Origin of the sequence: Ferranicluibacter rubi (genome assembly GCF_011603255.1) — a bacterium.
Taxonomy (GTDB): Bacteria; Pseudomonadota; Alphaproteobacteria; order Rhizobiales; family Rhizobiaceae; genus Ferranicluibacter; species Ferranicluibacter rubi.
Genome location: NZ_JAANCM010000001.1, coordinates 366,254 through 392,640, shown reverse-complemented (window position 1 = coordinate 392,640; position 26,387 = coordinate 366,254). Strand labels below are relative to the sequence as shown.

Below are 26,387 nucleotides of genomic sequence, written 5' to 3'. Positions count from 1 at the left end.
TTCTTACGGAACGATCAGCGTTCCCGCGCCGTGCTCGGTGAAGATCTCGAGCAGCACCGAATGCGCCGTCTTGCCGTTGAGGATGACGACGCCCTGAACGCCGGCCTTGATGGCCTCGATGCAGGTTTCGACCTTGGGAATCATGCCGCCGGAAATCGTGCCGTCGGCGATCAGCGCCAGCGCTTCGGCGACGGAGAGCTCCTTGATGAGTTCCTTGTTCTTGTCGAGCACGCCGGGAACGTCGGTCAGGAACAGGAGGCGCGTGGCGTTGAGCGCGCCCGCGATGGCGCCTGCGAACGTATCGGCATTGATGTTGTAGGTCGCGCCGTCGCGGCCGGGGGCGACCGGGGCGATGACGGGGATCATTTCCGACTTCGCCAGGAGATCGAGAAGTGTACGATCCACCTCGATCACCTCACCGACGAAGCCGAGATCGAGCACGCGCTCGATATTGCTGTCGGGATCGATAACGGTTTTGCGGGCCTTTTCGGCAAAGACCATGTTGCCGTCCTTGCCGCAGAGGCCGATCGCCCATTCCCCGGTCTGGTTGATGAGCGCCACGATCTCCTTATTGATCGAGCCGGCCAGAACCATTTCGACGATCTCGACCGTCTTCTGGTCCGTGACGCGCAGGCCGCCCTCGAATTTCGATTCGATGCCCATCTTGGTCAGCATGGCGCCGATCTGCGGGCCGCCGCCATGCACGACGATCGGGTTGACGCCGGACTGCTTGAGCAGCGCGATATCGGCGGCGAACGCCTTGCCGAGCTCCGGATCGCCCATGGCATGCCCGCCATATTTCACGACAATCGTCTTGTTCTCGTAACGCTGCATATAGGGCAGGGCCTGCGCGAGAAGACGGGCCTGGATTTCGCTTTCGGATGGGGACATGTCGGAAACCTTCGGGATCGATGCGGATGCTGTTTAGCGCAAGTTTTTTCTCGGGGGAATGATCGGAAGGTAATATAACGGCATGATGACAGCCGGAAATGGCAGCGTTTCGCGCCGCCTTCGGCCGAACATGAGACCTGCGGCGTAAAAGCCGTGGAAAATGCGCCGAACCATGCGTATGATCCCGTCCATCATCCGCTTGGCATGGCCGCGGTTCTAGGCGAGCACATTGACATCATGACGACAGAAAACGCGAAGAGTGGCGATTCCCGCCTCGATCAGGTTATTGCCGGAGAGTACGTCCTCGGCGTTCTCTCCCCGGAAGACCGGCAGAAGGTCGAGGCGCGCATGACGCTCGACCGCAACTTCGCAGCGATGGTCGATCACTGGCGCAGCAACATGCTGACCGTCGATCAGACGCCGCGCCCCACCCGCCGCGCCCCGCGCCGCGCATCTCCCTTTGCCGAGCCGATGGCTGCGCGGGCACGTCCCCAGCGCGAACGCGTGCCGGTTTTCAACGTGGTCATCTGGAACTCCGCCGCCTTCTGGCGCGGCGTCGCCTGCATCGCGACCATCGGCCTCGTCGCAACGGGCATCTCCCAGTCCGGCCTCTTCGCAGCCTCGCCGACGCGTGGCCTGACGACCAGCCTTAATCTCGCAGGGTCTGATCTGGCGCTGACGGCACGTTACGATAACGACAGCGGCCGTCTCCGGCTTGCCCCTGTCGCAGCCGCAGCCAGCGCACCGGGCGTGGCGGATGCGAAGTCGCTCGAAGTCTGGCTGACGCCGGAAGGTGCCGCCCCCGTGTCGCTCGGCGTCGTCAACGCGAACAGCCATGGCGAGATCGTCGTGCCCAAGGCGGTGCGGACCCGCCTGCGCGACGGCGCGCCGATCACGGTCAGCCTTGAGCCGGCAGGCGGTTCGCCGACCGGCGCCCCGACGGGCAAGATCCTCAGCAGCGGTATTACCGGTCGCTGAACTGGCGTATCCGAGAGCGGCAATGCTCACGCGGGTTTGATCGGCGGGCTTCTTTCTGAACGGACCGGACAGGCGTAGAACACCGGCGCGGGCTCCATATCGCCCGCAAGGAGGTCCCATGCTCAGCCGCCGCTTCTTTCTCCTGACCGGCACGGCCGGTCTTGCCGCTTTTGCTTTGAAAAACCAGATTGCCCCCTTCGCCGCTGCCGAAACATTCGCGGTGACGAAGACGGATGCCGAATGGAAGGCGATGCTCGGTGACGAGCAATACCGCATCCTGCGGCATGAAGACACGGAGCGCCCGTTCACGAGTGCGCTCAACGAGGAGAAGCGCAAGGGCACCTTCCAGTGTGCCGGCTGCGCCCTCCCGGTCTATTCCTCGGAAACGAAATTCGACAGCGGCACGGGCTGGCCGAGCTTCTGGCAGGCGCTGCCCGATGCCGTGGGAACGCGCACCGACACCTCGTTCCTGATGGTGCGGACCGAATGTCATTGCAGCCGCTGCGGCGGCCATCTCGGGCACATCTTCGACGACGGCCCGAAGCCGACCGGCCAGCGTCACTGCATCAACGGCCTGTCGATGACCTTTGTGCCGGGTGCGGCACCCGCCTGATACCGGGCGGCAAAACCTGAGGCGCGGCATGCGGCCGCGCCGGGTGTGTTTGGATAATCTCAGTTCCGTATCGCGGTGAGGATCGCCGAGCGCAGCTCTTCGATGCCTTCGCCCTTTTCGGACGATGTCGCAACGATTTCCGGGAAGGCGGCGGGGCGCTTGCGGATCTTTTCCAGTGTCTCCGCCATCAGATGCGGCACGGCGCCTGCCTTGATCTTGTCCGTCTTCGTCAGCACCACCTGATAGGATACGGCGGCCTTATCGAGCAGCGACAGCACGTCGTCGTCGTTTGGTTTGATGCCGTGGCGGCTGTCGATCAGCACATAGACACGCTTCAGCGTGGCACGGCCGCGCAGATAGTCGAACACCAGCTTCGTCCAGGCATCCACATGCGCCTTCGGCGCCTGCGCATAGCCGTAGCCCGGCATGTCGATCAGCGCCATCGGCGGCAGGTCGCCGGCAGCACCCGAATAGCCGTCCGGCACGAAATAGTTGAGCTCCTGCGTCCGCCCGGGCGTGTTGGACGTGCGCGCCAGCCCCTTCTGCCCCACGAGCGCATTGATCAGCGAGGATTTGCCGACGTTCGAGCGTCCGGCGAAGGCGATTTCCGTCGGCCCCTCGGGCGGCAGGAACTCCATGGAGGGAACGCCGCGAATGAAGATCCAGGGATTGCCGAACATCGGCTTTTCGTCGTTCAGGGCGGTGTCGGTCATCGGCAGGTCCCTCAGGGGCTGAAAAAGAAAACCCCGGGCTTGCGGCCCGGGGCGGGAAGGTCGGTCGCTATTCCGCGGGCTTCGGTTTTCGCGAGAACAGGTTCTTAATGTTGTCGAACAGCTCGACCTTGACGCCGTGGCGCTTCATGATGAAGGCCTGCTGGATGACAGAGAGCGTGTTGTTCCAGGCCCAGTAGATCACGAGACCGGCCGGGAAGCTCGACAGCATGAAGGTGAACACCACCGGCATCCAGGTGAAGAGCATCGCCTGCGTCGGATCGGGCGGCGTCGGGTTCATGCGCATCTGCAGGAACATGGTGACACCCATGATCAACGGCCAGACGCCGATCATCAGAGCGTGTGGAACGGCAAAGGGCAGGAGGCCGAACAGGTTGAAGAGCGAGGTCGGGTCCGGCGCGGAAAGATCCTGGATCCAGCCGAAGAACGGCGCGTGCCGCATTTCGATCGTGACGTAGATGACCTTGTAGAGCGCGAAGAACACCGGGATCTGCAGGAGGATCGGCCAGCAACCCGCGATCGGGTTGATCTTCTCTTCCTTGTACAGCGCCATCATCGCCTGCTGCATGCCCATCCGGTCGTCGCCGAACTTCTTCTTCATCTCCTCCATCTTCGGCTGGATCTTCTTCATGTTCGCCATGGAGGCGTACTGCTTGCTGGCAAGCGGGAAGAAAAGTGCCTTGACGACGATGGTGGTGAGAAGGATGGCGACGCCGAAATTGCCGAAGAAGCGGAAGAAGAAGTCCATCAGCTTGAACATCGGCTTGGTGATGAAATAGAACCAGCCCCAGTCGATAAGCAGGTCGAACTTCGGAATATTGTAGCTCGCTTCATAACCATCGACGAGCGGCACCTGCTTGGCGCCGGCAAAGACGAGGTTGTTCAGCGTCGTCGTCTGGCCGGGTGCCACCGTGATGGCATCCTGCTTGTAATCGGCCTGGTAGCGCGGGCGACCGTCGGTGAAGTGGGCGAAACGCGTCTCGTAGGGCGTCGCCTGCGGCGGGACGATGGTCGCCGCCCAGTACTTGTCGGTGATGCCGAGCCAGCCGCCGGTCGTCTTGCCGGGCTGTGCCGGTGCATTGTCCTCGACCTTGCTGTAGCTGACCTCTTCGAGGCCATGCTCGCCGATAACGCCGATGAAGCCTTCATGCAGAACGTAGACGCTGGGCGTCACCGGCTTGTTGAAGCGGGTCACGCGGCCATAGGTGGATAGTGCGATCGGTGCGCCGGTGGCGTTCTGGATCGTGTCGTCGATCTTGAACATGAAGTGCTCGTCGATCGAGATGACGCGCGTGAAGACCACGCCCTTCTCGTTGGTGAAGCTCAGCGTGACCGGCGTCGCGGTCGTCAGCTTCGCGCCTTCGGGCGCCGTCCAGACGGTGGACGGGCCGGGAACCGCACCGGTCGAGGCATCGCCGACATAGCCGATTTCGGTAAAGTAGCCTTCCGGCGTTTCGGCCGGGCTGAAAAGCGTGATGATCGGGCTCTTGTCGTCGACGGTCTCGTGATATTCGCGCAGCTTCAGGTCGTCGAGACGGGCGCCGGTGAGGTTGATCGAGCCGGAGAGGGCCTGCGTGTCGATGACGACACGGGCAGAGCGGGCGATGGCCTCCTCACGCGCGGCACCCTGCGGCACGGCGCCGGGAACGGCGGTCGTCGCAGTGCCGGGAATGGCGCCGGGGATAGAGCCGCCGGTCGTGTTGGCCGGTGTCTGGGCCTGCACGGCTTCCAGCGCGATGCGCTCGCGCTCCATCTTCGGATTGATATAGAGAAACTGCCAGGCGATGAGGATCAGCACCGACAGGCCGATCGCGATGAAATAGTTGCGGTTCTTGTCCATCATTCTTTCCTGGAGCCGGCCGGCGGCCGTGCCTGTTTCTGCCTGCCTTCGAGTGGGCCTTCGATTCGGGCACCGAGCATTTTTGCCAGCCTGTCGAAGGGGACGCCAAGCACCTCGCGGCGGGCGACAATCACATAATCGTGGCCGGGTTTCATTGCAAACGCGGCTTGGAGCCTGACGGCCTCGCGCAAGCGGCGGCGCATGCGGTTCCGTTCCACCGCATTGCCATGCTTCTTCGTTACCGTGAAACCGACGCGGGCGGGCTCGTCCGCCGCTTGTCTGTCGAGCACTTCGAGCAGGAAAACGGAGCCCTTCCGCTTCTCGCCTGCACGCACGGCAAGAAACTGCGGCCGGCTTTTCAGCCGCCCGACAGTTGGTTTGGGATTACCTGACGTCATGCGTCTGGGATCTCTTTTCACCGGCAACCTCCTGCAGGGCAGGAGTGCCGGCTATGGCGACGGCGCGGACGCCGTATGCCATTAGGCCGAAAGACGCTTGCGGCCGCGGGCGCGACGGGCAACGATAACCTTGCGGCCGCCCTTGGTAGCAATACGTGCACGGAAACCGTGGCGACGCTTGCGAACAAGCTTGGAGGGTTGGTAGGTACGCTTTGGCATTTATTTTAATACCGCGGTGTGCGGCCCTTCTTGGTTTGCTTCCTTAAGCAAGCAGCGTTTCTGTCCGGGCACGGCAGAGCCGGCAAGCACGGAGCTTGCCCGCCATTCAGTTCCCAGACGTGCGGCGGCTTATAAGAATAAAAGTGCCAAAGTCAATCGCCAGCCCGGTTTCAGGGCACTTTTCATGCGCAAACGCGTCTTCGCCGATCCTCATCCCGCCCAGCGTTGCCGTGAGCGAAACGAGGGTGGTTCCACGGAAATCGGCAGGTGTCCGCTACAATGTTATTAACCAGTTACCGATAATTTGCCCAGAAGAGCGCGGGAGGCGGGAACGATCTCCTGCGGGGAAGCCGTTGGAGGGAACGCGGGCCATGCGCATACGCGGTAAGATTTCGTTGATCGTCATCGTCATGAGCGTGGTCACGCTCGTCGTGGCCGGGATGGCGTTTGCCGTCGTCGCCCGCTACGACAGCCAGCTTGCCGCATACAAGGGGGCTTCCGAGCGCGCCTATAATGGCGAGAAGCTCAACCGCCTGGTGACAGCCGTCGTCATGGAGTCCCGCGGGATTTACGCCGCGCCCACGCTGGAAAAAGCCGAGCCCTTCGCCGAGGGGCTCTTGAAGACGCTCGACAAGATCGATGTCCTCACCGCCGAATGGCGCCCGCTGGTGCCGCAGGCGGATCTGCCGGCGTTCGAGGCCGTCGTCGGCCGCGCTGCCGAATTCCGCACCTTCCGCATGGAAACCGCGCGCCTCGCCCGCGCCGTCTCCCTGAAAGCCGCCAACGAGCAGGGCAATACGGACCAGAACCGCGCCAACCGCAAGGCTTTCCAGGCCGAGATCGACGCCGTCGTGACCAAGGACAAGGCCGATCTCACGGCGATCCAGACGGAAATCGACGGCATAGGATGGCAGATGACCATCATGATCGCGGCGACCGCTCTTATCGGTCTCTCCGCCGGCCTTCTGGTTGCCGTCTCCATTGCCCGCCGTGAGCTCAGCCGGCCCATCTCCGACCTGACCCGGTCGATGACGGCACTGGCTGGCGGCGATCTCGACGTCGATCTTCCCGAGGCCAAGCGGTCCGACGAGATCGGCGAGATGGCGCGTGCCGTCGAGGTCTTCAGAAGCAATGGTCTGACGGCCCGCCGGACGAGCAGCGAAGACGGCGTTCTGCGTGAAAAGACCGCCGACCTGCAGGTCAGCATGGCACATGTCGTAGAGGCCGCCGCCGCCGGCGACTTCTCCCGCCGCATCACACGGACCTACGGCGAGCCGAGCCTCGATCGCTTCGCCGGAAATGTGAATGAACTCGTGGCAGGCGTCGATCGCGGCATCGGGGAGACCGGTCGCGTCATCGCAAGCCTCGCCCAGGGCGACCTGACGCAGCCGATGACCGGCGATTTCCAAGGTGCCTTTGCCGAACTCCAGCGCAATGTGAACGAGACGCTTTCGGTCCTCCAGAAGACGCTTGGCGAAGTCCGCTCGACGACGCTCGAGATCACCGGCGCTTCGGGCGAACTGCGCTCGGCCACGGATGACCTTGCCAAGCGCACCGAACAGCAGGCCGCATCTCTCGAACAGACCTCGGCCTCGCTCGGCCAGATCACGGTTGCCGTGCAGACATCGACGGAGCGCGCCCAGGAAGCCACTGTTATCGTGACGCAGGCCAAGGAAGCCGCTGCCCAGTCCGGCACCGTCGTGCGCAGCGCGGTCGATGCCATGGGTCGCATCGAGCAGGCCTCGAGCGAAATCGGCAAGATTACCAACGTCATCGACGAAATCGCCTTCCAGACCAACCTGCTGGCCCTCAATGCCGGCGTCGAGGCCGCGCGGGCAGGCGAGGCGGGCAAGGGCTTTGCGGTTGTCGCTCAGGAAGTGCGCGAACTCGCTCAGCGCGCGGCACGCGCCGCCAAGGACATCAAGGTGCTCATCGCCAAATCCGGCGCCGAAGTGTCCACCGGCGTGCAGCTGGTGCAGGAAACGGGGCAGGTTCTCGGCGAGATCGAAAGCCGGGTCCTCTCGATCACGGATCACATCCACTCGATCGCCACGGCGGCGCGCGAGCAGGCCACAGGCCTCGGCGAGGTCTCCACGGCCGTCAACCAGATGGACAAGGTGACCCAGCAGAACGCCGCCATGGTGGAAGAGGCGAACGCCGCCACCCACAGGCTCTCGACGGAAGCGGAAAACCTCGCGCACATGATCGGCCATTTCCGGCTGGATCAGTCCAAGCCTGCCGCCGCCTACGCCACGTCGAACACGCGCCCAGGCACCACGGCCCTGCCGGTCCGCCCGGCGCCCCCGAAGGCCGTCGCGCCGCGTGCAGGTGCGCCCAGGCCCGTTTCCGCCACGGCCCGTCCCGTCGCATCGCCGGCCCGCAAGATGATGGGATCTGTCGCTCGCGCCTTTTCCGCCGGCCCGGCCACCCATGCCGCACCAGTCCCTGCCGCCTCGCAAGACAACTGGGAGGAGTTCTGAGCCGCCCGGCCCTGCATCGGGAAGCCTCAGGCCGCGGCTTGGACATTCGGCAGGTGTGACCTATAATTGGCGCAATGCGCCGGTGAACGGCCGGTTGTGTCCGGCAGCTCGGCGCCATGGGAACGCTGAATGTCGATGGACGCCATGAACGAGACGGCTCTGGACGAGCCGCAGCTGCGCTCGGGGTTCCTGCGCGGCCTTTCCGGCAAGCTCCTGCTGCTGACGATCCTGTTCGTCATGATCGCCGAAATCCTGATCTTCGTGCCGTCGGTGGCCAATATGCGGCTGCGCTGGATGCAGGATAGGCTGAATACGGCCGCCGCCGCCGCCGTCGTGGTGGATGGCTTGCAGAACATGCAGCTCTCCGGCCCGGTGCGCGAGGATACGCTGATGGCGACGGGAACGAAGGCGATCGCCCTTCGCCGCGCCGAGGAATCGCGCCTGATCGCCGCCACGGAGATGCCGCCGGAAGTGGATGCCAAGTTCGACGTGGCCAATACCGGCGCCGTCGGTGCCATCCGTGATGCCTTCGACACGCTGCTCTTCGGCGGCGATCGCACCATCCGCTTCTACGGGCCGATCGGCGAGAGCGACACGCTGATCGAACTGGTCATGGATGAACGCAGCCTGCGCAAGGCCATGCTCGTCTATGCGCGCTCCGTCTTCCTCGTCTCCATCGGCATCTCGCTGTTCACGGCAACTCTGATCTTCCTCGTCATCAACCGCGTGATGATCGCCCCGATCCGCCGCATGACGGCAAGCATGCGCGACTTCGCCGCCGACCCCGCCGACCCCCGCCGCGTGATGGAGCCCTTGCCGGGTCATGATGAGCTCGCCATGGCCGGCCGGCACCTTGCCGCGATGCAGACCCAGCTGCAAAAAACCCTGAAGCAGCAGAAAAATCTCGCGGATCTCGGTCTGGCCGTTTCCAAGATCAACCATGACATGCGCAACATCCTGTCGTCCGCCCAGCTCCTGTCCGACCGGCTGGCCGATGTGGACGACCCCGTGGTCAAGCGATTCGCACCGACCTTGCTGCGCACCATCGACCGTGCGGTCGGGTACACCAGCGAAGTGCTGGAGTATGGCCGCACGACCGAGCCGGAGCCGCGCCGCCGCTTTATCGCTCTCCGCCCGGTGGTCGAGGATGTCGGCGACGTGCTCGCGATCGACCCGAAGTCCGGCATCGGCTTCGTCATCGCGGTTCCCGACGATCTGGAGGTCGATGCGGATGGCGAGCAGCTGTTCCGCGTGGTGCACAATATCTGCCGCAATGCCGTTCAGGCGCTAATGAACGAAAACGATCCCGGCAATCCCGCGCGCAACGTCACGGTCTCCGCCATGCGCACCGGCAGCGTCGTCAGCATCACCGTCGACGACACCGGCCCCGGCATGCCGCGCAAAGCGCGGGAGAACCTGTTTGCAGCCTTCCGCGGCTCGGCTCGCTCGGGCGGCACCGGCCTCGGTCTGGCCATCGCCCGCGAACTGGTGCTCGCCCATGGCGGCACCATCGCGCTGGTGGAAAAAGCGACGCCCGGCACGCTGTTCCGCATCGAACTCCCCGACCGTCCGGTCCCCCTCGACGCGTTCCGTTCGCAGGGGCGAACCTGAACCCGAAATTCACCGTCATCTCGTCGTCATAGAAAATGACAATGAATTCAGTGAGATGAAGAATCGCTGAAGCAAAAATCAGGAAATTTCCCGAATTTGGCTTGCATTCATTTCTCCCAGGCTTTAGAGGATCGCCACGCACACAGCAGACGCTGTTGCACGCACCCGTAGCTCAGCTGGATAGAGCATCAGACTACGAATCTGAGGGTCGGACGTTCGAATCGTTCCGGGTGCGCCATTTCTCTCCCCCTTAAAACATGACGATAAAGACGCTTCTTTTCCGTTTGCCGTAGCGGACTCCGACTCTGTCGTCATGCCACTCTTTCCCTTCTCATCGTCCGCCTGTCGCGGCGTGCAAGGCTGCAAGGCGGCCAAGGGCGGGTTTGAGCAGGTCTAGGGTGCGCAGGTCCGGATTCCCGCCGAAATAGCGCTTCAAGGCCGTCTGGAACGGTGTGGGATCACTATCCCCCTGGATGGCTGCATAAGAGAAGAGCGTCATCGACGAGTGGAACTTCAGGTCGTCAGGGCTGGAGAAGATCGCGCGGGCCGTCAGCGCATCGTCCAGCCCGTTGACGGTCGATGTGCAGTCCAGAAGCCTTCTGCCGAGAAGTGGGTGCTGGAGATAGGCCTGTGCTTCCGCCAGCCCGGAGATCGCAAAGTGCCGTGCGGTGGGCGAAGACCCAAGGCCTCCGATCTGCGGAAAGACGAACCACATCCAGTGCGTCCGTTTATCTCCGGCGGCCAGCTCGCTCCGAGCCTGTTGATAGATGCGCGACTGCGCTTCGATGAAACGCGTGAGACGGAAGGTGTCTTTCATGGCAGTCTCCTGAATGTCAGGTATGCCAAACCATCTCGCCCCCTGTTTGTTCGGCACGTTGACGCTGCGCAGGCCGTGCGGAAACTAAACCGGGAGATCGCCGTCGAAGCGCAGCACGGAGCGTCCGCTGGTCACATCGCTCGCCAGCAGCCTTGCCGGATCGCGCAAGCCCTCCGGCACGTCGAGCGTGAGATCGGCGCCGGTCGCGATGAAAGTCTCCTCAATGACAAGGGTGCCAAGGCTCGCGAGGCGGGCCTTGAGCAGGGCGAGGTCGACAAATGCGACCCGTACGGTGCCGCGTGCCATTGCGATATGCTCGATGCGCTCCGCCCCGTGCAACGCCATGGCCGCCGTGCCGCCATAGGCGCGCATCAGGCCACCACTGCCGAGCAGGATGCCGCCGAACCAGCGGATGACGAGAACGACGACATGATCGAGCCCTTGCCCGTCGATCGCCTGCAGGATGGGCTTGCCGGCCGTGCCGCCCGGCTCTCCGTCATCGTTGAAGCGATAGGTCTGCCCGATCCGCCAGGCCCAGCAATTGTGCGTGGCCGTCGGGTCCGACTGGGCGGCTAGAAACGCGCGCGCCTCCGCCTCGTCGGTGACCGGCGCGCAATGCGCCAGAAACCGGCTCTTCCGGATCTCCTGAGGAAAACTGTGCGGGCGGGCAAGCGTGAGCATGCCGTCTCATACGGCAATTTCCGGAGCGTTGAAATCCGCATGGTGCCAAGGATGGAGAGCCGGGATGACGCATCATCGTCCCGGCTCATGGATGGCGTCGCGCGTCAGCCGATCGACATCAGGCTGGCATTGCCGCCGGCCGCAGCCGTGTTGACGCTGGTGGAGACCTCCTCCAGCAGCCAGTTGAGGCCGTAGGCTTCCGCATTGACCGCAAGCTCCGAGCCTGTTGCTGCCTGCACCAGGACGAGCGGACCCGGCAGGCCGGCGATGGTCTGGTTGGCCGCCTTCACCCGGTCTGCGTCCCCTTCGATGAGGGCTCCGGAGAAGGGGCCGGCCGAGGCCCAGTCTTGGGCAAACGACAGGCGCGCTGCGACGCTGGCCGGCAGCGTTGCGAGTTCGCCTTCGAGCCTGGAAGCGGCATCGATGACGCCCGTATTGCCGGTCGCGAGCACGGCCGAGATCTGACGGATCAGGCCGTCTATCGTTTGCGGTACCAGAAGGATCTGGCCGCGCGGATGCAGCGCGTAGAGATTGCGCTCGCCGACCGGCCCCGGCATTTCGCTGACGAGGCCGAGCGGCGACAGGCTGCCGGTATCGCGGGCAGCGGACGCCTCCGCCTTCAGGCCGCGGCCATCGAGCCATTTGGCGAAATCGAGCAGCGCCGGATCCGTATGCACGGAGCTGACCTGCGGCGGAACCGGGGCGACGCGGACGAGGCGGCCGAGATAGAGCGGACCGCCGGCCTTCGGCCCCGTGCCCGAAAGCCCGCGCCCGCCAAAGGGCTGCACGCCGACGACCGCGCCGATGATGTTGCGGTTGACGTAGAGATTGCCGGCCTTCACCCGGCTCGTCACATGCGCAATGGTCTCGTCGAGGCGCGTGTGCAGGCCGAAGGTCAGGCCGTAGCCGGTGGCGTTGATGTCGTCGATCAGACGGTCGAGATCGTCCCGCTCGTAGCGCAGGACATGCAGCACCGGCCCGAACACCTCGCGGGCGAGGTCCGAAAGCTTGGCGATCTCGATGATCGTCGGCGCGACGAAGGTGCCGTGGGCGGTGGCATCCGGCATGGCGATCTGCTCGACGCGCGCGCCGATGCCGCGCATGGCGGCGATGTGCTTGTCGATCGTCTCTTTCGCCTCGCCTGAGATCACCGGCCCGACATCGACGGAAAGCCGGTCGGTGCGGCCGATATCCAGCTCGTGCAGGGCGCCCTTCAGCATGGTCAGCACGCGGCCGGCCACATCCGTCTGCAGGCAGAGGACGCGCAGTGCCGAGCAGCGCTGTCCGGCGCTGTCGAAGGCGGACGCGATGACGTCGGCCACCACCTGCTCGGCGAGCGCCGAACTGTCGACGATCATGGCGTTCTGCCCGCCTGTCTCGGCAATCAGCGGGATCGGCTTGCCCTCGGGCGAGAGCCGTCCGGCAAGCTGGGCCTGAATGAGCCGCGCAACCTCGGTCGATCCGGTAAACATCACCCCGGCAACGCCCTCCGCCCCGACGAGAGCCGCACCCACGCGCCCGTCGCCCGGCAGGAATTGGAGGACATCCCTGGGGATGCCGGCCTCATGCAGCAGGCGCACGCCTTCGGCGGCGATCAGCGGCGTTTCCTCGGCGGGCTTGGCGAGCACCGGATTGCCGGCGACCAAAGCGGCGGCGATCTGCCCGGTGAAGATGGCCAGCGGGAAATTCCAGGGGCTGATGCAGACGATTGGGCCAAGAGCCCCATGCGCCGGACCCAGCGTCCGGCCGGCCTGTTCCGCATAATAGCGCAGGAAGTCGATCGCCTCGCGCACCTCGGCAATCGCGTTCGGCGCGGACTTGCCGGCCTCGCGGATGATGAGGCCGAGGAGATCGGGCATGCGCGCCTGCATCAGGTCTGCCGCACGCGACAGGCAGGCGGCCCGCTCGGCCGGCGCCGTCGCACCCCACCGGGCGCTTGCATCGGCGGCAAGCGTAACCCCCCGCACTGCATCGGCGTCCGACGCCTCGGCCACGGTGCCGACGCGGTCGCGCCGGTCGCCCGGGTTCTCGACAGGCCGCGACGGCCCAGCCGGCGTGTCGCCCGCAAGCATGGGGGCAGCGGTCCAGTCGGCGGTCGCACTCTTGGAGAAGGTCTCCGAGAGCATCGAGAGCGTCGTTTCCGAGGAGAGGTCGAGGCCAGCCGAGTTGCTGCGGCCGGGATAGAGCGCTGAGGGCAGGTGGATCTTGTCATGGGGGCCGCCGGGGGAGGGCACGTTGCGCACGATTTCCACCGGATCGGCGATCAGTTCGTCCACGGAGACAGTGGGATCGGCGATCCGGTTGACGAAGGACGAGTTGGCGCCGTTCTCCAGCAGGCGGCGCACCAGATAGGCGAGCAGGGTCTCGTGCGTGCCAACGGGTGCATAGATCCGGCATGGCCGGTTGAGCTTGTCCGCACCGACGACCTCGTCGTACAGTGGCTCGCCCATGCCGTGCAGGCACTGAAACTCATAGTCCCCGACGGTGAAATCCGGGCCGGCCATGGCGTGGATGGTGGCGAGACTCTGCGCGTTGTGCGTGGCGAACTGGGGGAAGATCACGTCTTTCGCCGCCAACAGCTTGCGCGCGCAGGCGATGTAGGAAACGTCGGTATGGATCTTGCGTGTGAAGACCGGGAAGTCCTCAAGCCCGTCCACCTGCGCCCGCTTGATCTCGGCATCCCAGTAGGCGCCTTTGACGAGGCGCACCATCATGCGGTGGCCGGAGCGGCGGGCAAGGTCGATGACGACGTCGAGCACCATCGGGCATCGCTTGCCGTAGGCCTGGACGACGAAGCCGACGCCGTGCCAGCCGGAGAGATCCGGATCGAGCCGCAGGGCCTCGAGAAGATCGAGCGACAGTTCCAGCCGGTCGGCTTCCTCGGCGTCGATATTCAGCCCGATATCGTAGCCCTTGGCGATCAACGCCAGCGCCTTCACCTGGGGCAGAAGCTCGCGCATCACGCGCGCGGCCTGCGCCCTGACATAGCGTGGATGCAGCGCCGAGAGCTTGATGGAAATGCCGGGACCCTCATAGATCCCCCGGCCGGCCGCGGCCTTGCCGATGGCATGGATGGCGTTTTCGTAGTCGGCGTAATAGCGCTTCGCATCGGCCGCCGTCGTCGCGGCCTCGCCGAGCATGTCGTAGGAATAGCGGAAGCCGCGGGCCTCCAACGGGCGGGCACGCTTCAGCGCCTCCTCGATGGTTTCGCCGGTGACGAACTGCTCTCCCATCATCCGCATGGCCATATCGACGCCGCGCCGGATGACCGGCTCGCCGGCCCGCGCGATGAGGCGTGTGAGCGCTGCCGAAAGCCCGCGGTCGTTGACGGTCGAGGTCAGCTTGCCGGTAACGACGAGGCCCCAGGTGGCCGCGTTGACGAAGAGCGAGCGTCCGCCGCCGACATGCGAGCGCCAGTCGCCGGTGGCGATCTTGTCGCGGATGAGAGCATCGCGCGTGGCTGTGTCGGGAATGCGCAGCAAGGCTTCGGCAAGGCACATCAGCGCCACACCTTCTTGGCTCGACAGCGAGTATTCATGCACCAGCCCCTCGACACCCGAGCCCTTATGCTTGGCACGCAGCGCGGTGATGAGCCCGCGCGCGGTCTTGGCAGCCTGGAACCGTACGTCCTCCGGCAGCGTCGCCTGTTCCAGAAGGGCGGCGACACAGGCAGCCTCCGGCTGGCGATAGGCGCGTGTGACGGCAGCCCGAAGCGGCGTCGGGGCAGCGAGCGGCGGTGCAAAGGCCTTGAAGGGAAGCGGCATCGGGTCGAGGGTGGACTTCGGCGACGTCTGGCTCATCGGGAGGCCTTTTCAGGTACGGAAACAGGGGGATGCTTTGTGTTGAATACGACACTTAGGATACGGCCGAGCGCGCCACATCTCCATCCGGAAAAAACGACGGAACGCCTTACGATTCACGCCTGGATGCCTCTAAGGGCGCGTTTCATGCGGTGCATCCGAGGATACCCCGTCGGATCAGCTAGAGCAGGACGTGTGCCGACAGAGCCTGCCGCGCCGTCAGGCACTCGTCATCCCCCGGCATGCAGGTGCGACAGACGATCGGCCTGATAGCGTAGATGCCGCAGCCGACATGCTGACCCAACACGCCGGACAATGCCGCGCACCGGTCGTTCTCGCACCGCATGCCACCGAGATCTGCTGACACAAACTCTTCTGGAATCCGTGCCAGTTCCTCCTCGCTCTCCATCGAGAAGCGCGGCCAATCGGCGGAGTAGGAACAGCAGGCGCCGCAGCTTTGGCAGTCGAAATCATCGGTGGGAACGGCAGGCATCATGCGCGAAACCTACCACGCAAAGCCAGGTCGCGCCATGCCGCTGCAGTGTCGGTAATGCACGGACGATCGAACGAGGTCCCTAGGCAAAAGCTGAGAACAGGCGTAAATGCCTCTGTACACATTTTGTCGCCAGTCTGCGCGACATGACGGCACAAGAGGAGTTCGACCGATGAGATGGAAGCGCACGATCCAGCTGCTGGATGTTCATTGCGAGGGCGAAATCGGCAAGGTCGCCATTGGCGGCGTGCCGAAAATTCCGGGCAACACGATCGCCGAGCAGCTTCATCACATCAACACGGTGGATGACAGCCTCAGGCGGTTCCTCTGCCTAGAGCCGCGCGCGTCCTCCATCGGCTCGGTCAATCTGCTGCTGCCGGCCAAGCGTCCGGAAGCCGATGCCGGCTTCATCATTCTCCAGGCCGATCAGGCGCATGCCATGTCCGGTTCCAATTCGATCTGCGTCACCACGGCGTTGCTCGAATCCGGCATCGTCGAGATGAAGGAGCCGGAAACGGTCGTCATGCTCGACACCGCCGCCGGCCTCGTCAAGGCGACGGCGACATGCCGCGACGGCCGCTGCGAGCGCGTCAAGCTGACCATGACCCCGTCCTTCGTCCAGGCGCTGGATGTCGAGGTGGAAACGCCGCAATGGGGCACGATCAAGGTCGATCTCTGCTATGGCGGCATTTTCTATGCGCTGGTGGACGTGCACCAGATCGGCACGACGATCGAGAAGGCCAATGCCCGCGCGATCGTGGAAGCCGGCATGATCATCAAGGACATCGTCAACCGCACCATCCCGACGGTGCATCCCGAGATTCCGGAAATCTCCGGCGTCGCCTATGTCATGTTCCGCAGCACGGAAGCCGATGGCACGGTGCGCACGTGCACGACCATGTGGCCGGGCCGGGTCGATCGCTCTCCCTGCGGCACCGGCAGCTCCGCCAACCTCGCCACGCTGCACGCCCGCGGTCTCGCCAAGCCCGGCGATGTGTTCAAGTCCCGCTCGATCATCGGTTCGGAGTTCGAGGTTGGGCTCGAAAGCGTCACCGAAGTCGCCGGCCGTCCGGCCATCATTCCCACTATCTCCGGCCGGGGCTGGACGTTCGGCCTCCACCAGGTCGCCCTCGATCCGTTCGATCCCCTGGCCGACGGCTTCGCCCTCACCGATACCTGGGGCCCGCAGGCTGGTGAGATCCGCTAGCCCGCATCCTGTCCGGCACTGTTGCGACGTGGAAGTCGAAGTTGACGATTGGCCGTTGTCGTTCACCTCTTGTGAACGATGTGTCGTCGGCATGTGGGCTATGTTTGTCATGCATTGTTGCTAAAGCTAAGATATCTTCTTCCTCAACGGAGCCCGTACCCATGTCCACCAGCGCCATCGTCCTCGTCGGACGCATTCTCCTCTCCATCATCTTCATCGTCGCCGGTTTCGGCAAGATCACCAACCTCTCGGGAACGGCCGGCTACTTCGCCGGCGCCGGCCTGCCGGTTCCGATGGTTACTGCAGTGATCGTCTCGCTGGTCGAACTCGTCGGCGGCATCTTCATTCTCGTCGGCTTTTTCACGCGCCCGACGGCCTATGTTCTCGCCGCCTTCTGCATCGCCACGGCGTTCATCGCGCATTTCAACTTTGCCGACATGGGCCAGGCGATCAACTTCCAGAAGAACTTCGCCATAGCTGGTGGCTTCCTCGTGCTCGCAGCCTTCGGCCCCGGCGCCCTTTCGGTGGACGCGCGCCGCACCTGATCGCCTCTCTTTCGCCCAATGAAAAACCCGCCGGATCGACATCCGGCGGGTTTTGCGTTTCTCGGATGGCGCATCACCCTGCGGGGTAGATGACGCCCTTGCGCAGGATCATGTTGCCGTAGAGGCGGGGCTCGCTGGTCTGCACCACCGTATGCGCCGCTTTCACGCGCGGATAGAAGTCGGTGCCGAGCAGCGGCACCACGGTCCTCTCCGGCTCGTGCCGGGCGCAGCAGGCGATCAGCTCCGCATGTACGGGATCGAGAAGATCCCGGTCCTGCTTTACCGTCGCACGAAAGATCGCCTCGTCCACGAAATCGTCGATCGGCATGACGCTGAGGATGGCATCGACCACCGGCACCACGCCATGGCCGTCGAGGCGGATCAGCCGGCGGGCATGTTCGAGCGCGGGATAGTTGCCATCGACGATGGCGATCTCATCGCCATGGCCCATGGCGCGGAGCGTTGCGAGCAGGTCGGGGCTCAGGAGAGGGGAAAGACCTTTCAGCATCAGGCAGGTTCCTTGAAGAGGACATTGGTGTCGAGAAGATAACGCGAGAAGAGCGGCAGGCTCGCCCCGCCGATGGCACGCGCCTCGGAGCCGACGGCGCCCTCGATGATATCGGGCACGATGACGCCCTGCAGGTCGAGATCCTGCACGGCCGTGCGCGTGGCAGCGACGATGCGCGCGCGCACCCAGGCGGGAAAGCCGCCGTCGATGACGGCCGCGGCAAAATCGATGATCGAGGCGGCGGAGATGATGGCGCGGGCGAGCGCCTCGGCCGTCTGGACGATCCAGTCCTCCAGCGCTGGCCCGAAATCGATCCACTCTTCAGCCGTGTACCAGAGCGGCCGCGCATCGATGCCGCGGTCCCGCAGCATGTTTTCGAGAACGAAGATCGAGGCGACCTTGAGAAGCGGCTGCGTGCGCCCGTCCGGTCCCGGCACCTGCAAGGGGCCCAGCGCTCCCGCGGTTCCCGTGCGGCCGGAGAACAGCGCGGAGTTCAGCACGATACCGCCGCCGATGAAGGAACCGATGTAGAAATAGATGAAATCCGGATAGTTCGCCCCGACGCCGAATACGAGCTCCGCGCCGCAGGCGCTCGTCGCGTCGTTCTGCAGATAGACCGGGTAGGACGTGCGCTCCGACACCGCAGCCTGCAGGTCGAAATGCCGCCACCGCTCCATGGCCTCGCTTGGTGCGCCGACTTCGGGTGCCCAGTTCCATAGCTCGAATGGCGTGGCGATGCCGATGCCGGCGATGCGCGAGCGCTCGCCGGCGCTCAGCATTCGCTCCAGCTTCGCCACCCCCTCGGTGATGAAGGCTAGAATGTCGTCCGGCATGGGGTAGGGGTAGGGCTGGTGCAGGTTGAGGCGGATCGTGCCGACGAAGTCCATCAGGATGAGGTCGGCGCTGCGCCGGCCGATCTTGACGCCGAAGGAGTAGACGGCGGACGGATTGAGATGCATCGGCACCGATGGCTGTCCGACGCGACCGCGCGTCGGCTCGCCGCGAATGAGCAGCCCGTCTTTCTCCAGCGCGCGCATGATCACCGACACGGTCTGCGCCGAAAGACCCGAACGGCGCGCGATATCCGCCTTCGACAGGCCGTCGTGGCGACGCACGAGCGACATGACGAGGCGCTCGTTGTGAGCACGCACGCGCGTCTGGTTTGCCCCGCCCGCGGGATCCACGACGTCGGGCATGACAGGCAGCGTCTCCTGTTCGATAAAGTCCGTCATTCCAAGTCCTCCCGTCCCGGCGCAGTGCCGGAACCGTCCCTGCGCTTTTTCTCTGCATGTTAGGCATGCGGCTGCACAATCGACAGGCAGAGAATGCCACAGGTTTTTAATAAATCAATTTGATTTAGTTATTGACAGGCAAAAACGTTTAGTGTTTGCTCGCTAACGGAAGCGCGGTTTCATTGCGGAGGACGTAACGATCGCGAAGCCTGACGGGCCGGGAACCCGGCTCACCATTTGATCCTTGGGAGGATATCCATGAAGAATCTCGTAACCGCCGGTCTCGGCGCGCTGGCGCTCGGCGTCGTTTTCGCGGGCTCGGCACAGGCTGCCGACGTGACCGCCTGCCTCATCACCAAGACCGATACGAACCCCTTCTTCGTCAAGATGAAGGAAGGCGCCGAGGCCAAGGCCAAGGAACTGGGCGTGACGCTCAAGGCCTATGCCGGCAAGATCGATGGCGATAGCGAAAGCCAGGTTGCCGCCATCGAAACCTGCATCGCCGATGGCGCCAAGGGTATCCTGATTGCCGCATCCGACACCAAGGGCATCGTGCCCACCGTCAAGCAGGCCCGCGACGCCGGTCTTCTCGTCATCGCGCTCGACACCCCGCTGGAACCGGCCGACAGCGCCGATGCGACGTTTGCGACCGACAACCTTCTCGCCGGCAAGCTGATCGGCCAGTGGGCTGCTGCCACCCTCGGCGATGCCGCCAAGGACGCCAAGGTCGCCTTCCTCGATCTCACCCCCTCGCAGCCTTCCGTCGACGTCATGCGCGACCAGGGCTTCATGATGGGCTTCGGCATCGACCCGAAGGACCCGAACAAGATCGGTGACGAGGACGATGCCCGCATCGTCGGCCACGACATCACCAACGGCAACGAAGAAGGCGGCCGTACCGCCATGGAAAACCTTCTCCAGAAGGATCCGACCATCAACGTCGTCCACACGATCAACGAGCCGGCCGCTGCCGGCGCCTACGAAGCGCTCAAGGCCGTCGGCCGCGAGAAGGACGTGCTGATCGTCTCCGTCGACGGCGGTTGCCCGGGCATCAAGAACGTCGAGGAAGGCGTTATCGGCGCGACCTCGCAGCAGTATCCGCTGCAGATGGCGGCGCTCGGCGTCGAGGCCATCAAGAAATTCGCCGACACCGGCGAAAAGCCGCAGCCGACCCCCGGCAAGACTTTCTTCGACACGGGCGTCTCGCTCGTCACCGGCAAGCCTGCGGCTGGCGTCGAATCGATCGACATCAAGGCCGGCACGGACAAGTGCTGGGGCTGATCTGCGCATTTCCATGCATCATGCGAGGGGCGGCTTCGGCCGCCCTTTTTTCAAAATAAGCCACTCTTGACCCGTCATCCCGACGAAGCGCCCGGCCCGGCATGACCTCCCGTTCGAGGTCATCTGCACAGGCCGCCAAGCGGAGGATATATTGATGAGCGAGCCAACAGCCGCTGCGCGGCCCTCGCAGGACTTCGAGTCCGTCCTGTCCGGCAGTTCCAAGACGGTTGCGTCTTTCGACACCGACCGCAAGACACCCGTCCAGCACTTCCAGCATTTCCTGCACTCGCGGCCCTCTGCGGTTCCGCTGATCGTGCTCGTGCTGTCGCTGATCATCTTCGGCTCGATCCTCGGATCGAAATTCTTCTCCGCCTTCTCGATGACGCTGATCCTGCAGCAGGTGGCGATCGTCGGCATCGTCGGTGCGGCGCAGACGCTGGTCATTATGACGGCAGGCATCGATCTCTCGGTCGGCGCCATCATGGTGCTCTCCTCCGTCGTTATGGGCCAGTTCGTCTTCCGCTACGGCCTGCCTGTCGAAGTCGCGATCCTCTCCGGCTTTGGCGTCGGCGCGCTTTGCGGCGCCATCAATGGCTGGCTGATTGCCCGCATGAAGCTGCCGCCCTTCATCGTCACGCTCGGCATGTGGCAGATCATCCTCGCCTCCAACTTCCTCTATTCCGCCAACGAGACGATCCGCAGCCAGGATATCGAGGCGACCGCGCCGCTACTCAAGCTGTTCGGCTATACGTTCCGCATCGGCGGCGCCGTGTTCACCTATGGCGTCGTCGCCATGATCCTGGTCGTCGCCCTTCTCTGGTACGTCCTGAACAAGACCGCCTGGGGACGCCATCTCTACGCCGTCGGCGATGATCCGGTCGCAGCCGAACTGGCAGGCGTCAACGTCAAGCGCATGCTCCTCTCGGTCTACACGCTTTCCGGCATCATCTGTGCTCTCGCCGGCTGGGCTCTCATCGGCCGTATCGGTTCGGTTTCCCCGACCGCCGGCCAGTTCGCCAACATCGAATCCATCACGGCCGTCGTGATCGGTGGCATCTCGCTCTTCGGCGGACGCGGCTCCATCATGGGCATGTTGTTCGGAGCGCTCATCGTCGGCGTCTTCCAGCTTGGCCTGCGCCTCATCGGCACCGACCCGCAATGGACGTATTTCATGATCGGCGTTCTCATCATCGCCGCCGTCGCCATCGACCAGTGGATTAGAAAGGTAGCAGGCTGATGAACGCTCCCGCCTATAATGAAGCACCTCTTCTCACGGGCCGCGGTCTCGTCAAGCGCTATGGCCGCGTCACTGCCCTCGACCATGCGGATTTCGATCTGCACAAGGGCGAAATCCTTGCGGTCATCGGCGACAACGGTGCCGGCAAGTCCTCGCTGATCAAGGCGATCTCCGGCGCGATCAAGCCCGACGAAGGCGAGATCCGCCTCGACGGCCAGCTGATCAGCTTCAAATCGCCGATCGAGGCGCAGAAGGCCGGCATCGAGACCGTCTACCAGAACCTCGCGGTGTCTCCGGCGCTGTCGATCGCCGACAACATGTTCCTCGGCCGCGAGATCCGCAAACCAGGCGTGCTCGGCTCGGTGTTCCGCATGCTCGACAAGAGCGCGATGGAAAAGTTCGCCCGCGACAAGCTGTCCGAACTCGGTCTGATGACCATCCAGAACATCAACCAGGCGGTGGAAACGCTGTCCGGCGGCCAGCGTCAGGGCGTGGCCGTGGCCCGTGCCGCAGCCTTCGGCTCGAAGGTCGTCATCCTCGACGAACCCACGGCGGCCCTCGGCGTCAAGGAAAGCCGGCGCGTGCTGGAGCTGATCCTCGACGTTCGCTCGCGCGGCATGCCGATCGTGCTCATCTCGCACAACATGCCGCATGTCTTTGAAGTCGCCGATCGCATCCACATCCACCGCCTCGGCAAGCGTCTCTGCGTCATCAATCCGAAGGACTATACGATGTCGGATGCCGTGGCCTTCATGACCGGCGCCAAGGAGCCCCCAAGCGAGGCGCTGGCGGCATGACACGGACCGTTGGCGAGATCGCCGATCTCGTTCTCGATCGGGCGGCCGGTGCCGCCCGTTTCATCATCGCCATCGCCGGTCCTCCGGGCGCCGGCAAGTCGACGCTGGCCGATGCGCTGCACGCCGAGCTTGCCGCGCGCGGCGAAACGTCCGTTGTGCTGCCGATGGACGGCTTCCACATGGACAATGGCATCCTCGAGGAACGCGGCCTCCTGAAGCGCAAAGGCGCGCCGGAAACCTTCGACGTGCGCGGCTTCCTCGATATCGTCACGGCGGTACGCCGCAGCGACGAGGAGGTTCTGGTGCCGGTCTTCGACCGCGCCCGCGAGATCGCCATCGCATCGGCGCGTCCCATTGCGCCGGAAACCCGCTTCATTTTGGCCGAAGGCAATTACCTGCTGCTCGACGAGGCGCCCTGGACCCGGCTCGCACCGCTCTTCGACCTCACGATCTTCGTCGGCCCGGCCTATGCCGTACTCGAAGAGCGCCTGCGCCAGCGCTGGATCCATTACGGTCTCGACGAGGAGGCCATCCAATGGAAGCTCTACGGCAACGACCTGCCGAACGGCGAGCGCATCTGCAACGGTTCCCGGCCGGCCGATATCACGCTCGAGGTTTTTGAGCAGCCGTGATTGCAGAGGCCATCAGGCCATTGTCATCCGAGGCCCGATGAGGCAAACGGGAACGGACAGCCCGAGCCTTGGAGCAGGGCGCGCGGCCACGAAAGCGATGCAGATCGTCTCGGACCCCTCACGGGTCCGCTGATATCCGCAGGAGGAGAGGCAGACGATGAGCGACCACCAGACGACAACCCTCACCATCCGCCGGCCTGACGATTGGCACCTGCACCTGCGCGACGGCGATATGCTGAAGGGCGTGCTGCCCGACACCAGCCGCCACTTCGCCCGCGCCATCATCATGCCGAACCTCGTGCCACCGGTGGTGACCACGGCAGATGCCGAGGCCTACCGCGCCCGCATCCTCGCAGCTCTCCCTGTGGGCGACCGTTTCGAACCGCTGATGACGCTCTATCTGACCGAACACACGGAGGCAGCCGACGTCGCCCACGGCAAGGCGAGCGGCCTCATCCACGCGGTCAAGCTATATCCGGCCGGTGCCACCACCAACTCCCATGGCGGTGTCCGCGACCTCGAAAAGGTCATGCCGGTGCTTGAAAAAATGGCCGAGATCGGCCTGCCGCTCTGCGTGCATGGCGAGGTGACGACGCCCGAGGTCGATATCTTCGACCGCGAGGCCGTCTTCATCGAGACCGTGCTCGACCCGTTGCGCCGTCGCCTGCCGGAGCTGAAGGTGACGATGGAGCACGTGACGACGCAGGATGGCGTCGATTACATCAAGGGCACTGCAAAGAACCTCGCCGGCTCGATCACCACCCACCATCTGATCATCAACCGCAACGCGCTCCTCGTCGGCGGCATCCGCCCGCATTATTACTGCCTGCCCGTCGCCAAGCGCGAGGTCCACCGGCAGGCGCTGCGCAAGGCCGCGACCTCCGGCGATACGCGGTTCTTCCTCGGCACCGACAGCGCCCCGCATGTCGATCCGCTCAAGGAATGCGCCTGCGGATGTGCGGGCATCTATACCTCGGTCAACACCATGAGCTGCCTTGCCCATGTCTTCGAGCAGGAAGACGCGCTGCACAGTCTCGAAGCCTTCGCCTCCCGCAACGGCCCCGCCTGGTACGGTCTGCCGGTCAATGACGAGACGATCACGCTCACTCGCCGCAGCGAACCGGTGAATTATCCCGCAAAGATCGAGACGGACGCCGGCCCTGTGACGGTGTTCGACCCGATGTTCCCGCTGCACTGGGCCGTGGAGGAAACGCATGGCTGACGAGCGCGCTGAGGCCGGGATCAAGCCGGCCATCCCGATCTTTCGGATCTTCTCGATCGAGAAGGCGATGGAATTCTATCTGGGCTTTCTCGGCTTCAAGCTGGATTGGGAGCATCGCTTCGCCGAGGGCATGCCGCTCTACGCGCAGGTCTCGCGCGATGCGCTGATGCTCCATCTGAGCGAGCATGCCGGCGACACGACGCCCGGCACCCGCATCTTCGTGCCCGTTGCCGATGCGACAGCGCTGCAGGCCGAGCTTTCTGGCCGCAACTATGCCTACATGAAGCCCGGCCTCGACACCGTCCCCTGGGGGCTGCAAGTCACGGTCACCGATCCCTTCGCCAACCGCATCACCTTCTGCGAGCAGAGGTCCTGACGCGTGAACCGCCGCTGCCTGCCGCCACGCTTTGAGCCTTCGATCAAGAGGAACCGCACCATGATCCCCACATCCTTCCCCGACAAGGCCGTGATGGCCGAACTGCTGGCGAAAATGCTGTGGGAGATCAAGGCGGTGCACTTCCGGGCCGACCAGCCCTACAAGCTTGCCTCCGGCATGGCGAGCCCGGTCTACATCGATTGCCGCAAGCTGATTTCCTACCCGCGCATCCGCTCCGCCGTCATGGATTTCGCAGCCGTCACTGTCATGCGCGAGGCGGGCTTCGAAAAATTCGACGTGATCGCCGGTGGCGAGACAGCGGGCATTCCCTTCGCCGCGATGCTGGCCGAGCGCCTGGCGCTGCCGATGATCTACGTGCGCAAGGCGCCGAAGGGCCATGGTCGCACGAACCAGATCGAGGGCCATATGCCCGAGGGCGCCCGCGTTCTCGTCATCGAGGACCTGACGACGGCCGGCGTCTCCATGTTCACCTTCATCGACGCCATCCGCGCCGCCGGCGGCGTGGTCGATCACGGCATGGCATTGTTCTACTATGATATCTTTCCCGAAGGCCGCGCCAACATGGCCAGGAAGGGTATCACCCTTCACAACATCGCCACATGGCGCAATGTGCTGGCGGTCGCCCGCGAAGACAAGCTTTTCGATGGGGAGACTTTGGCGAGCGTCGAGGCCTTCCTCGATGCACCGCTCGAATGGTCGGGCCGTCACGGCGGCATCTCAGCTTTGGCGGGCTGAGCCCGTCAGAAGGCCGATCGCCCGACAAGCCCATTGACTGCAACGCTTACTATCCCAAGAGGAAGACCCATGATCATCTGCTGCGGCGAGGCCCTGATCGATATGCTGCCGCGCGAATCCACGCTCGGCGAACCTGCTTTTGCGCCCTATGCGGGCGGTGCGATCTTCAACACCGCGATCGCGCTCGGGCGCCTCGGCATTCCCACCGGCTTCTTCACCGGCCTGTCGAGCGATATGTTCGGCGATATCCTCCGCGACACGCTGAAGAGCAGCAATGTGGATTTCGCCCCGTCGGCCACATCCGATTTGCACACGACGCTTGCCGTGGTCAAGCTCGTCAACGGCTCGGCCACCTACGCCTTCTTCGACGAGAACAGCGCCGGCCGGATGATCACGGAAGCGGATCTGCCAGCGCTCGGCGATTTCTGCGAGGCCCTGCATTTCGGTGCCATCAGCCTCATTCCGGAGCCCTGCGGCTCGACCTATGAGGCGCTGATGACGCGCGAGCACAAGAAGCGCGTGATCTCCTTCGATCCGAACATCCGCCCCGGCTTCATCAAGGATGCCGAGGCCCACAAAGCGCGCATGCTGCGCATGGCCGCCATGTCGGATATCGTCAAGTTTTCGGACGAGGATCTCGATTGGTTCGGCGAGGAGCGGGATCATGAAACGCTGGTCGGGCATTGGCTCGCCCGCGGCCCGAAGCTCGTCGTCATCACCAAGGGCGCTGACGGCGCCGACGCCTACACACTGCGGGGCAAGGTGTCCGTACCCAGCGAAAAGGTGACGGTGGTCGATACGGTCGGTGCCGGCGATACGTTCGATGCCGGCATTCTCGCGTCGCTGAAGATGAACAACCTGCTCACGAAGGATGCTATCGCGACGCTGAGCGACGACGCCATCCAGGCTGCCCTCGCACTCGGCGCAAAGACCGCTTCCGTCACGGTGTCGCGTGCCGGCGCCAATCCGCCCTGGGCCTATGAGATTGGCCTGTAATGTTTAAATATGCGGCGCGCCAAACCTGAGGCGCGCCGCCGATGGT

24 protein-coding genes, 1 tRNA gene and 1 pseudogene are annotated in these 26,387 nt (G+C 64.2%); 15 read left to right on the top strand and 11 right to left on the bottom strand.

Features of this window, described 5'->3' with window-relative positions:
- Nucleotides 1-3: 3 nt before the first annotated feature.
- The gene (gene argB / locus G8E10_RS01815) at nucleotides 4-891 is read right to left on the bottom strand and encodes an acetylglutamate kinase (protein ID WP_110800238.1); all 888 of its coding nucleotides are present in this window, start codon (nucleotides 889-891) and stop codon (nucleotides 4-6) included.
- Between the two features lie 237 nt (nucleotides 892-1,128).
- On the opposite strand from argB, the gene G8E10_RS01810 reads away from it, so the two are divergent.
- Together G8E10_RS01810 and msrB are read left to right on the top strand one after the other, a co-directional pair.
- Nucleotides 1,129-1,869 carry an anti-sigma factor gene (locus tag G8E10_RS01810; RefSeq protein ID WP_167126290.1) on the top strand — a complete coding sequence of 247 codons (741 nt, stop codon included), beginning with the start codon at nucleotides 1,129-1,131 and terminating at the stop codon, nucleotides 1,867-1,869.
- Between the two features lie 118 nt (nucleotides 1,870-1,987).
- Nucleotides 1,988-2,482, top strand: coding sequence for a peptide-methionine (R)-S-oxide reductase MsrB (gene msrB, locus G8E10_RS01805; RefSeq protein ID WP_110800236.1), 495 nt, complete (start codon nucleotides 1,988-1,990; stop codon nucleotides 2,480-2,482).
- A gap of 59 nt (nucleotides 2,483-2,541) precedes the next feature.
- Here msrB and yihA read toward each other — a convergent pair whose 3' ends face one another.
- The 4 genes from yihA to rpmH all read right to left on the bottom strand — a co-directional run bounded on the left by yihA (nucleotide 2,542) and on the right by rpmH (nucleotide 5,670).
- The gene (yihA, locus tag G8E10_RS01800) at nucleotides 2,542-3,195 is read right to left on the bottom strand and encodes a ribosome biogenesis GTP-binding protein YihA/YsxC (RefSeq protein WP_092931864.1); all 654 of its coding nucleotides are present in this window, start codon (nucleotides 3,193-3,195) and stop codon (nucleotides 2,542-2,544) included.
- A 67-nt stretch (nucleotides 3,196-3,262) separates the two neighbouring features.
- Nucleotides 3,263-5,053 (bottom strand): membrane protein insertase YidC, encoded by a 1,791-nt coding sequence (gene yidC, locus G8E10_RS01795; protein ID WP_167126287.1) that lies wholly within the window; start codon nucleotides 5,051-5,053, stop codon nucleotides 3,263-3,265.
- Entirely contained in the window at nucleotides 5,053-5,451 is a 399-nt protein-coding gene (gene rnpA, locus G8E10_RS01790; RefSeq protein WP_092931868.1) for a ribonuclease P protein component, read from the bottom strand. Before rnpA ends, yidC begins: the two co-directional genes overlap by 1 nt.
- Before the next feature lie 81 nt (nucleotides 5,452-5,532).
- Nucleotides 5,533-5,670, bottom strand: a complete 138-nt coding sequence (gene rpmH / locus G8E10_RS01785) for a 50S ribosomal protein L34 (protein ID WP_092931870.1) — start codon at nucleotides 5,668-5,670, stop codon at nucleotides 5,533-5,535.
- A gap of 371 nt (nucleotides 5,671-6,041) precedes the next feature.
- Between rpmH and G8E10_RS01780 the strand changes: the two genes are divergently transcribed.
- The 3 genes from G8E10_RS01780 to G8E10_RS01770 all read left to right on the top strand — a co-directional run bounded on the left by G8E10_RS01780 (nucleotide 6,042) and on the right by G8E10_RS01770 (nucleotide 9,999).
- Nucleotides 6,042-8,150, top strand: a complete 2,109-nt coding sequence (locus G8E10_RS01780) for a methyl-accepting chemotaxis protein (protein WP_167126284.1) — start codon at nucleotides 6,042-6,044, stop codon at nucleotides 8,148-8,150.
- Between the two features lie 129 nt (nucleotides 8,151-8,279).
- On the top strand, nucleotides 8,280-9,761 hold the full coding sequence (locus tag G8E10_RS01775) for a sensor histidine kinase (RefSeq protein ID WP_132711572.1): 1,482 nt from the start codon (nucleotides 8,280-8,282) through the stop codon (nucleotides 9,759-9,761).
- 161 nt (nucleotides 9,762-9,922) lie between these two features.
- A tRNA-Arg gene (locus G8E10_RS01770) sits at nucleotides 9,923-9,999 on the top strand.
- Between the two features lie 93 nt (nucleotides 10,000-10,092).
- Here the strand turns inward: G8E10_RS01770 and G8E10_RS01765 are convergent.
- The 4 genes from G8E10_RS01765 to G8E10_RS01750 all read right to left on the bottom strand — a co-directional run bounded on the left by G8E10_RS01765 (nucleotide 10,093) and on the right by G8E10_RS01750 (nucleotide 15,555).
- A complete protein-coding gene (locus G8E10_RS01765) occupies nucleotides 10,093-10,578 on the bottom strand; it encodes a DUF1810 domain-containing protein (RefSeq protein ID WP_167126281.1) in 486 nt (161 codons plus the stop codon).
- Between the two features lie 84 nt (nucleotides 10,579-10,662).
- On the bottom strand, nucleotides 10,663-11,259 hold the full coding sequence (locus G8E10_RS01760) for an IMPACT family protein (RefSeq protein ID WP_167126278.1): 597 nt from the start codon (nucleotides 11,257-11,259) through the stop codon (nucleotides 10,663-10,665).
- Between the two features lie 104 nt (nucleotides 11,260-11,363).
- Entirely contained in the window at nucleotides 11,364-15,023 is a 3,660-nt protein-coding gene (gene putA, locus G8E10_RS01755; protein WP_425530810.1) for a trifunctional transcriptional regulator/proline dehydrogenase/L-glutamate gamma-semialdehyde dehydrogenase, read from the bottom strand.
- A gap of 217 nt (nucleotides 15,024-15,240) precedes the next feature.
- Nucleotides 15,241-15,555, bottom strand: coding sequence for a YkgJ family cysteine cluster protein (locus G8E10_RS01750; protein ID WP_167126272.1), 315 nt, complete (start codon nucleotides 15,553-15,555; stop codon nucleotides 15,241-15,243).
- Between the two features lie 169 nt (nucleotides 15,556-15,724).
- Here G8E10_RS01750 and G8E10_RS01745 point away from each other — a divergent pair, with 169 nt between their 5' ends.
- Nucleotides 15,725-16,759, top strand: coding sequence for a proline racemase family protein (locus G8E10_RS01745; RefSeq protein ID WP_110800228.1), 1,035 nt, complete (start codon nucleotides 15,725-15,727; stop codon nucleotides 16,757-16,759).
- Nucleotides 16,760-16,920: 161 nt separating this feature from the next.
- Nucleotides 16,921-17,304, top strand: coding sequence for a DoxX family protein (locus G8E10_RS01740; RefSeq protein WP_167126269.1), 384 nt, complete (start codon nucleotides 16,921-16,923; stop codon nucleotides 17,302-17,304).
- Between the two features lie 73 nt (nucleotides 17,305-17,377).
- Here the strand turns inward: G8E10_RS01740 and G8E10_RS01735 are convergent, their stop codons facing one another.
- Both G8E10_RS01735 and G8E10_RS01730 read right to left on the bottom strand, forming a co-directional pair.
- Nucleotides 17,378-17,812 carry an RbsD/FucU family protein gene (locus tag G8E10_RS01735; protein ID WP_167126266.1) on the bottom strand — a complete coding sequence of 145 codons (435 nt, stop codon included), beginning with the start codon at nucleotides 17,810-17,812 and terminating at the stop codon, nucleotides 17,378-17,380.
- The gene (locus G8E10_RS01730; protein ID WP_167126262.1) at nucleotides 17,812-19,044 is read right to left on the bottom strand and encodes an ROK family transcriptional regulator; all 1,233 of its coding nucleotides are present in this window, start codon (nucleotides 19,042-19,044) and stop codon (nucleotides 17,812-17,814) included. Before G8E10_RS01730 ends, G8E10_RS01735 begins: the two co-directional genes overlap by 1 nt.
- A gap of 258 nt (nucleotides 19,045-19,302) precedes the next feature.
- Between G8E10_RS01730 and G8E10_RS01725 the strand changes: the two genes are divergently transcribed.
- The 8 genes and pseudogenes from G8E10_RS01725 to G8E10_RS01690 all read left to right on the top strand — a co-directional run bounded on the left by G8E10_RS01725 (nucleotide 19,303) and on the right by G8E10_RS01690 (nucleotide 26,341).
- Complete coding sequence (locus tag G8E10_RS01725; RefSeq protein WP_110727179.1) at nucleotides 19,303-20,325, top strand: sugar ABC transporter substrate-binding protein; 1,023 nt, start codon at nucleotides 19,303-19,305, stop codon at nucleotides 20,323-20,325.
- 154 nt (nucleotides 20,326-20,479) lie between these two features.
- Nucleotides 20,480-21,562, top strand: a complete 1,083-nt coding sequence (locus G8E10_RS01720) for an ABC transporter permease (protein WP_110727177.1) — start codon at nucleotides 20,480-20,482, stop codon at nucleotides 21,560-21,562.
- The gene (locus tag G8E10_RS01715; RefSeq protein WP_110727176.1) at nucleotides 21,562-22,359 is read left to right on the top strand and encodes an ATP-binding cassette domain-containing protein; all 798 of its coding nucleotides are present in this window, start codon (nucleotides 21,562-21,564) and stop codon (nucleotides 22,357-22,359) included. Before G8E10_RS01720 ends, G8E10_RS01715 begins: the two co-directional genes overlap by 1 nt.
- Nucleotides 22,356-22,991, top strand: coding sequence for a nucleoside triphosphate hydrolase (locus G8E10_RS01710; protein ID WP_132446059.1), 636 nt, complete (start codon nucleotides 22,356-22,358; stop codon nucleotides 22,989-22,991). Before G8E10_RS01715 ends, G8E10_RS01710 begins: the two co-directional genes overlap by 4 nt.
- Nucleotides 22,992-23,148: 157 nt before the next feature.
- A complete protein-coding gene (pyrC, locus tag G8E10_RS01705) occupies nucleotides 23,149-24,213 on the top strand; it encodes a dihydroorotase (RefSeq protein WP_167126259.1) in 1,065 nt (354 codons plus the stop codon).
- Between the two features lie 16 nt (nucleotides 24,214-24,229).
- Nucleotides 24,230-24,589 (top strand): annotated as a pseudogene (locus G8E10_RS01700) (glyoxalase superfamily protein); the annotation flags it as partial.
- A gap of 60 nt (nucleotides 24,590-24,649) precedes the next feature.
- Entirely contained in the window at nucleotides 24,650-25,345 is a 696-nt protein-coding gene (locus tag G8E10_RS01695) for an orotate phosphoribosyltransferase (protein WP_132711555.1), read from the top strand.
- A gap of 69 nt (nucleotides 25,346-25,414) precedes the next feature.
- Complete coding sequence (locus tag G8E10_RS01690; protein ID WP_167126256.1) at nucleotides 25,415-26,341, top strand: carbohydrate kinase family protein; 927 nt, start codon at nucleotides 25,415-25,417, stop codon at nucleotides 26,339-26,341.
- Nucleotides 26,342-26,387 lie beyond the last annotated feature (46 nt).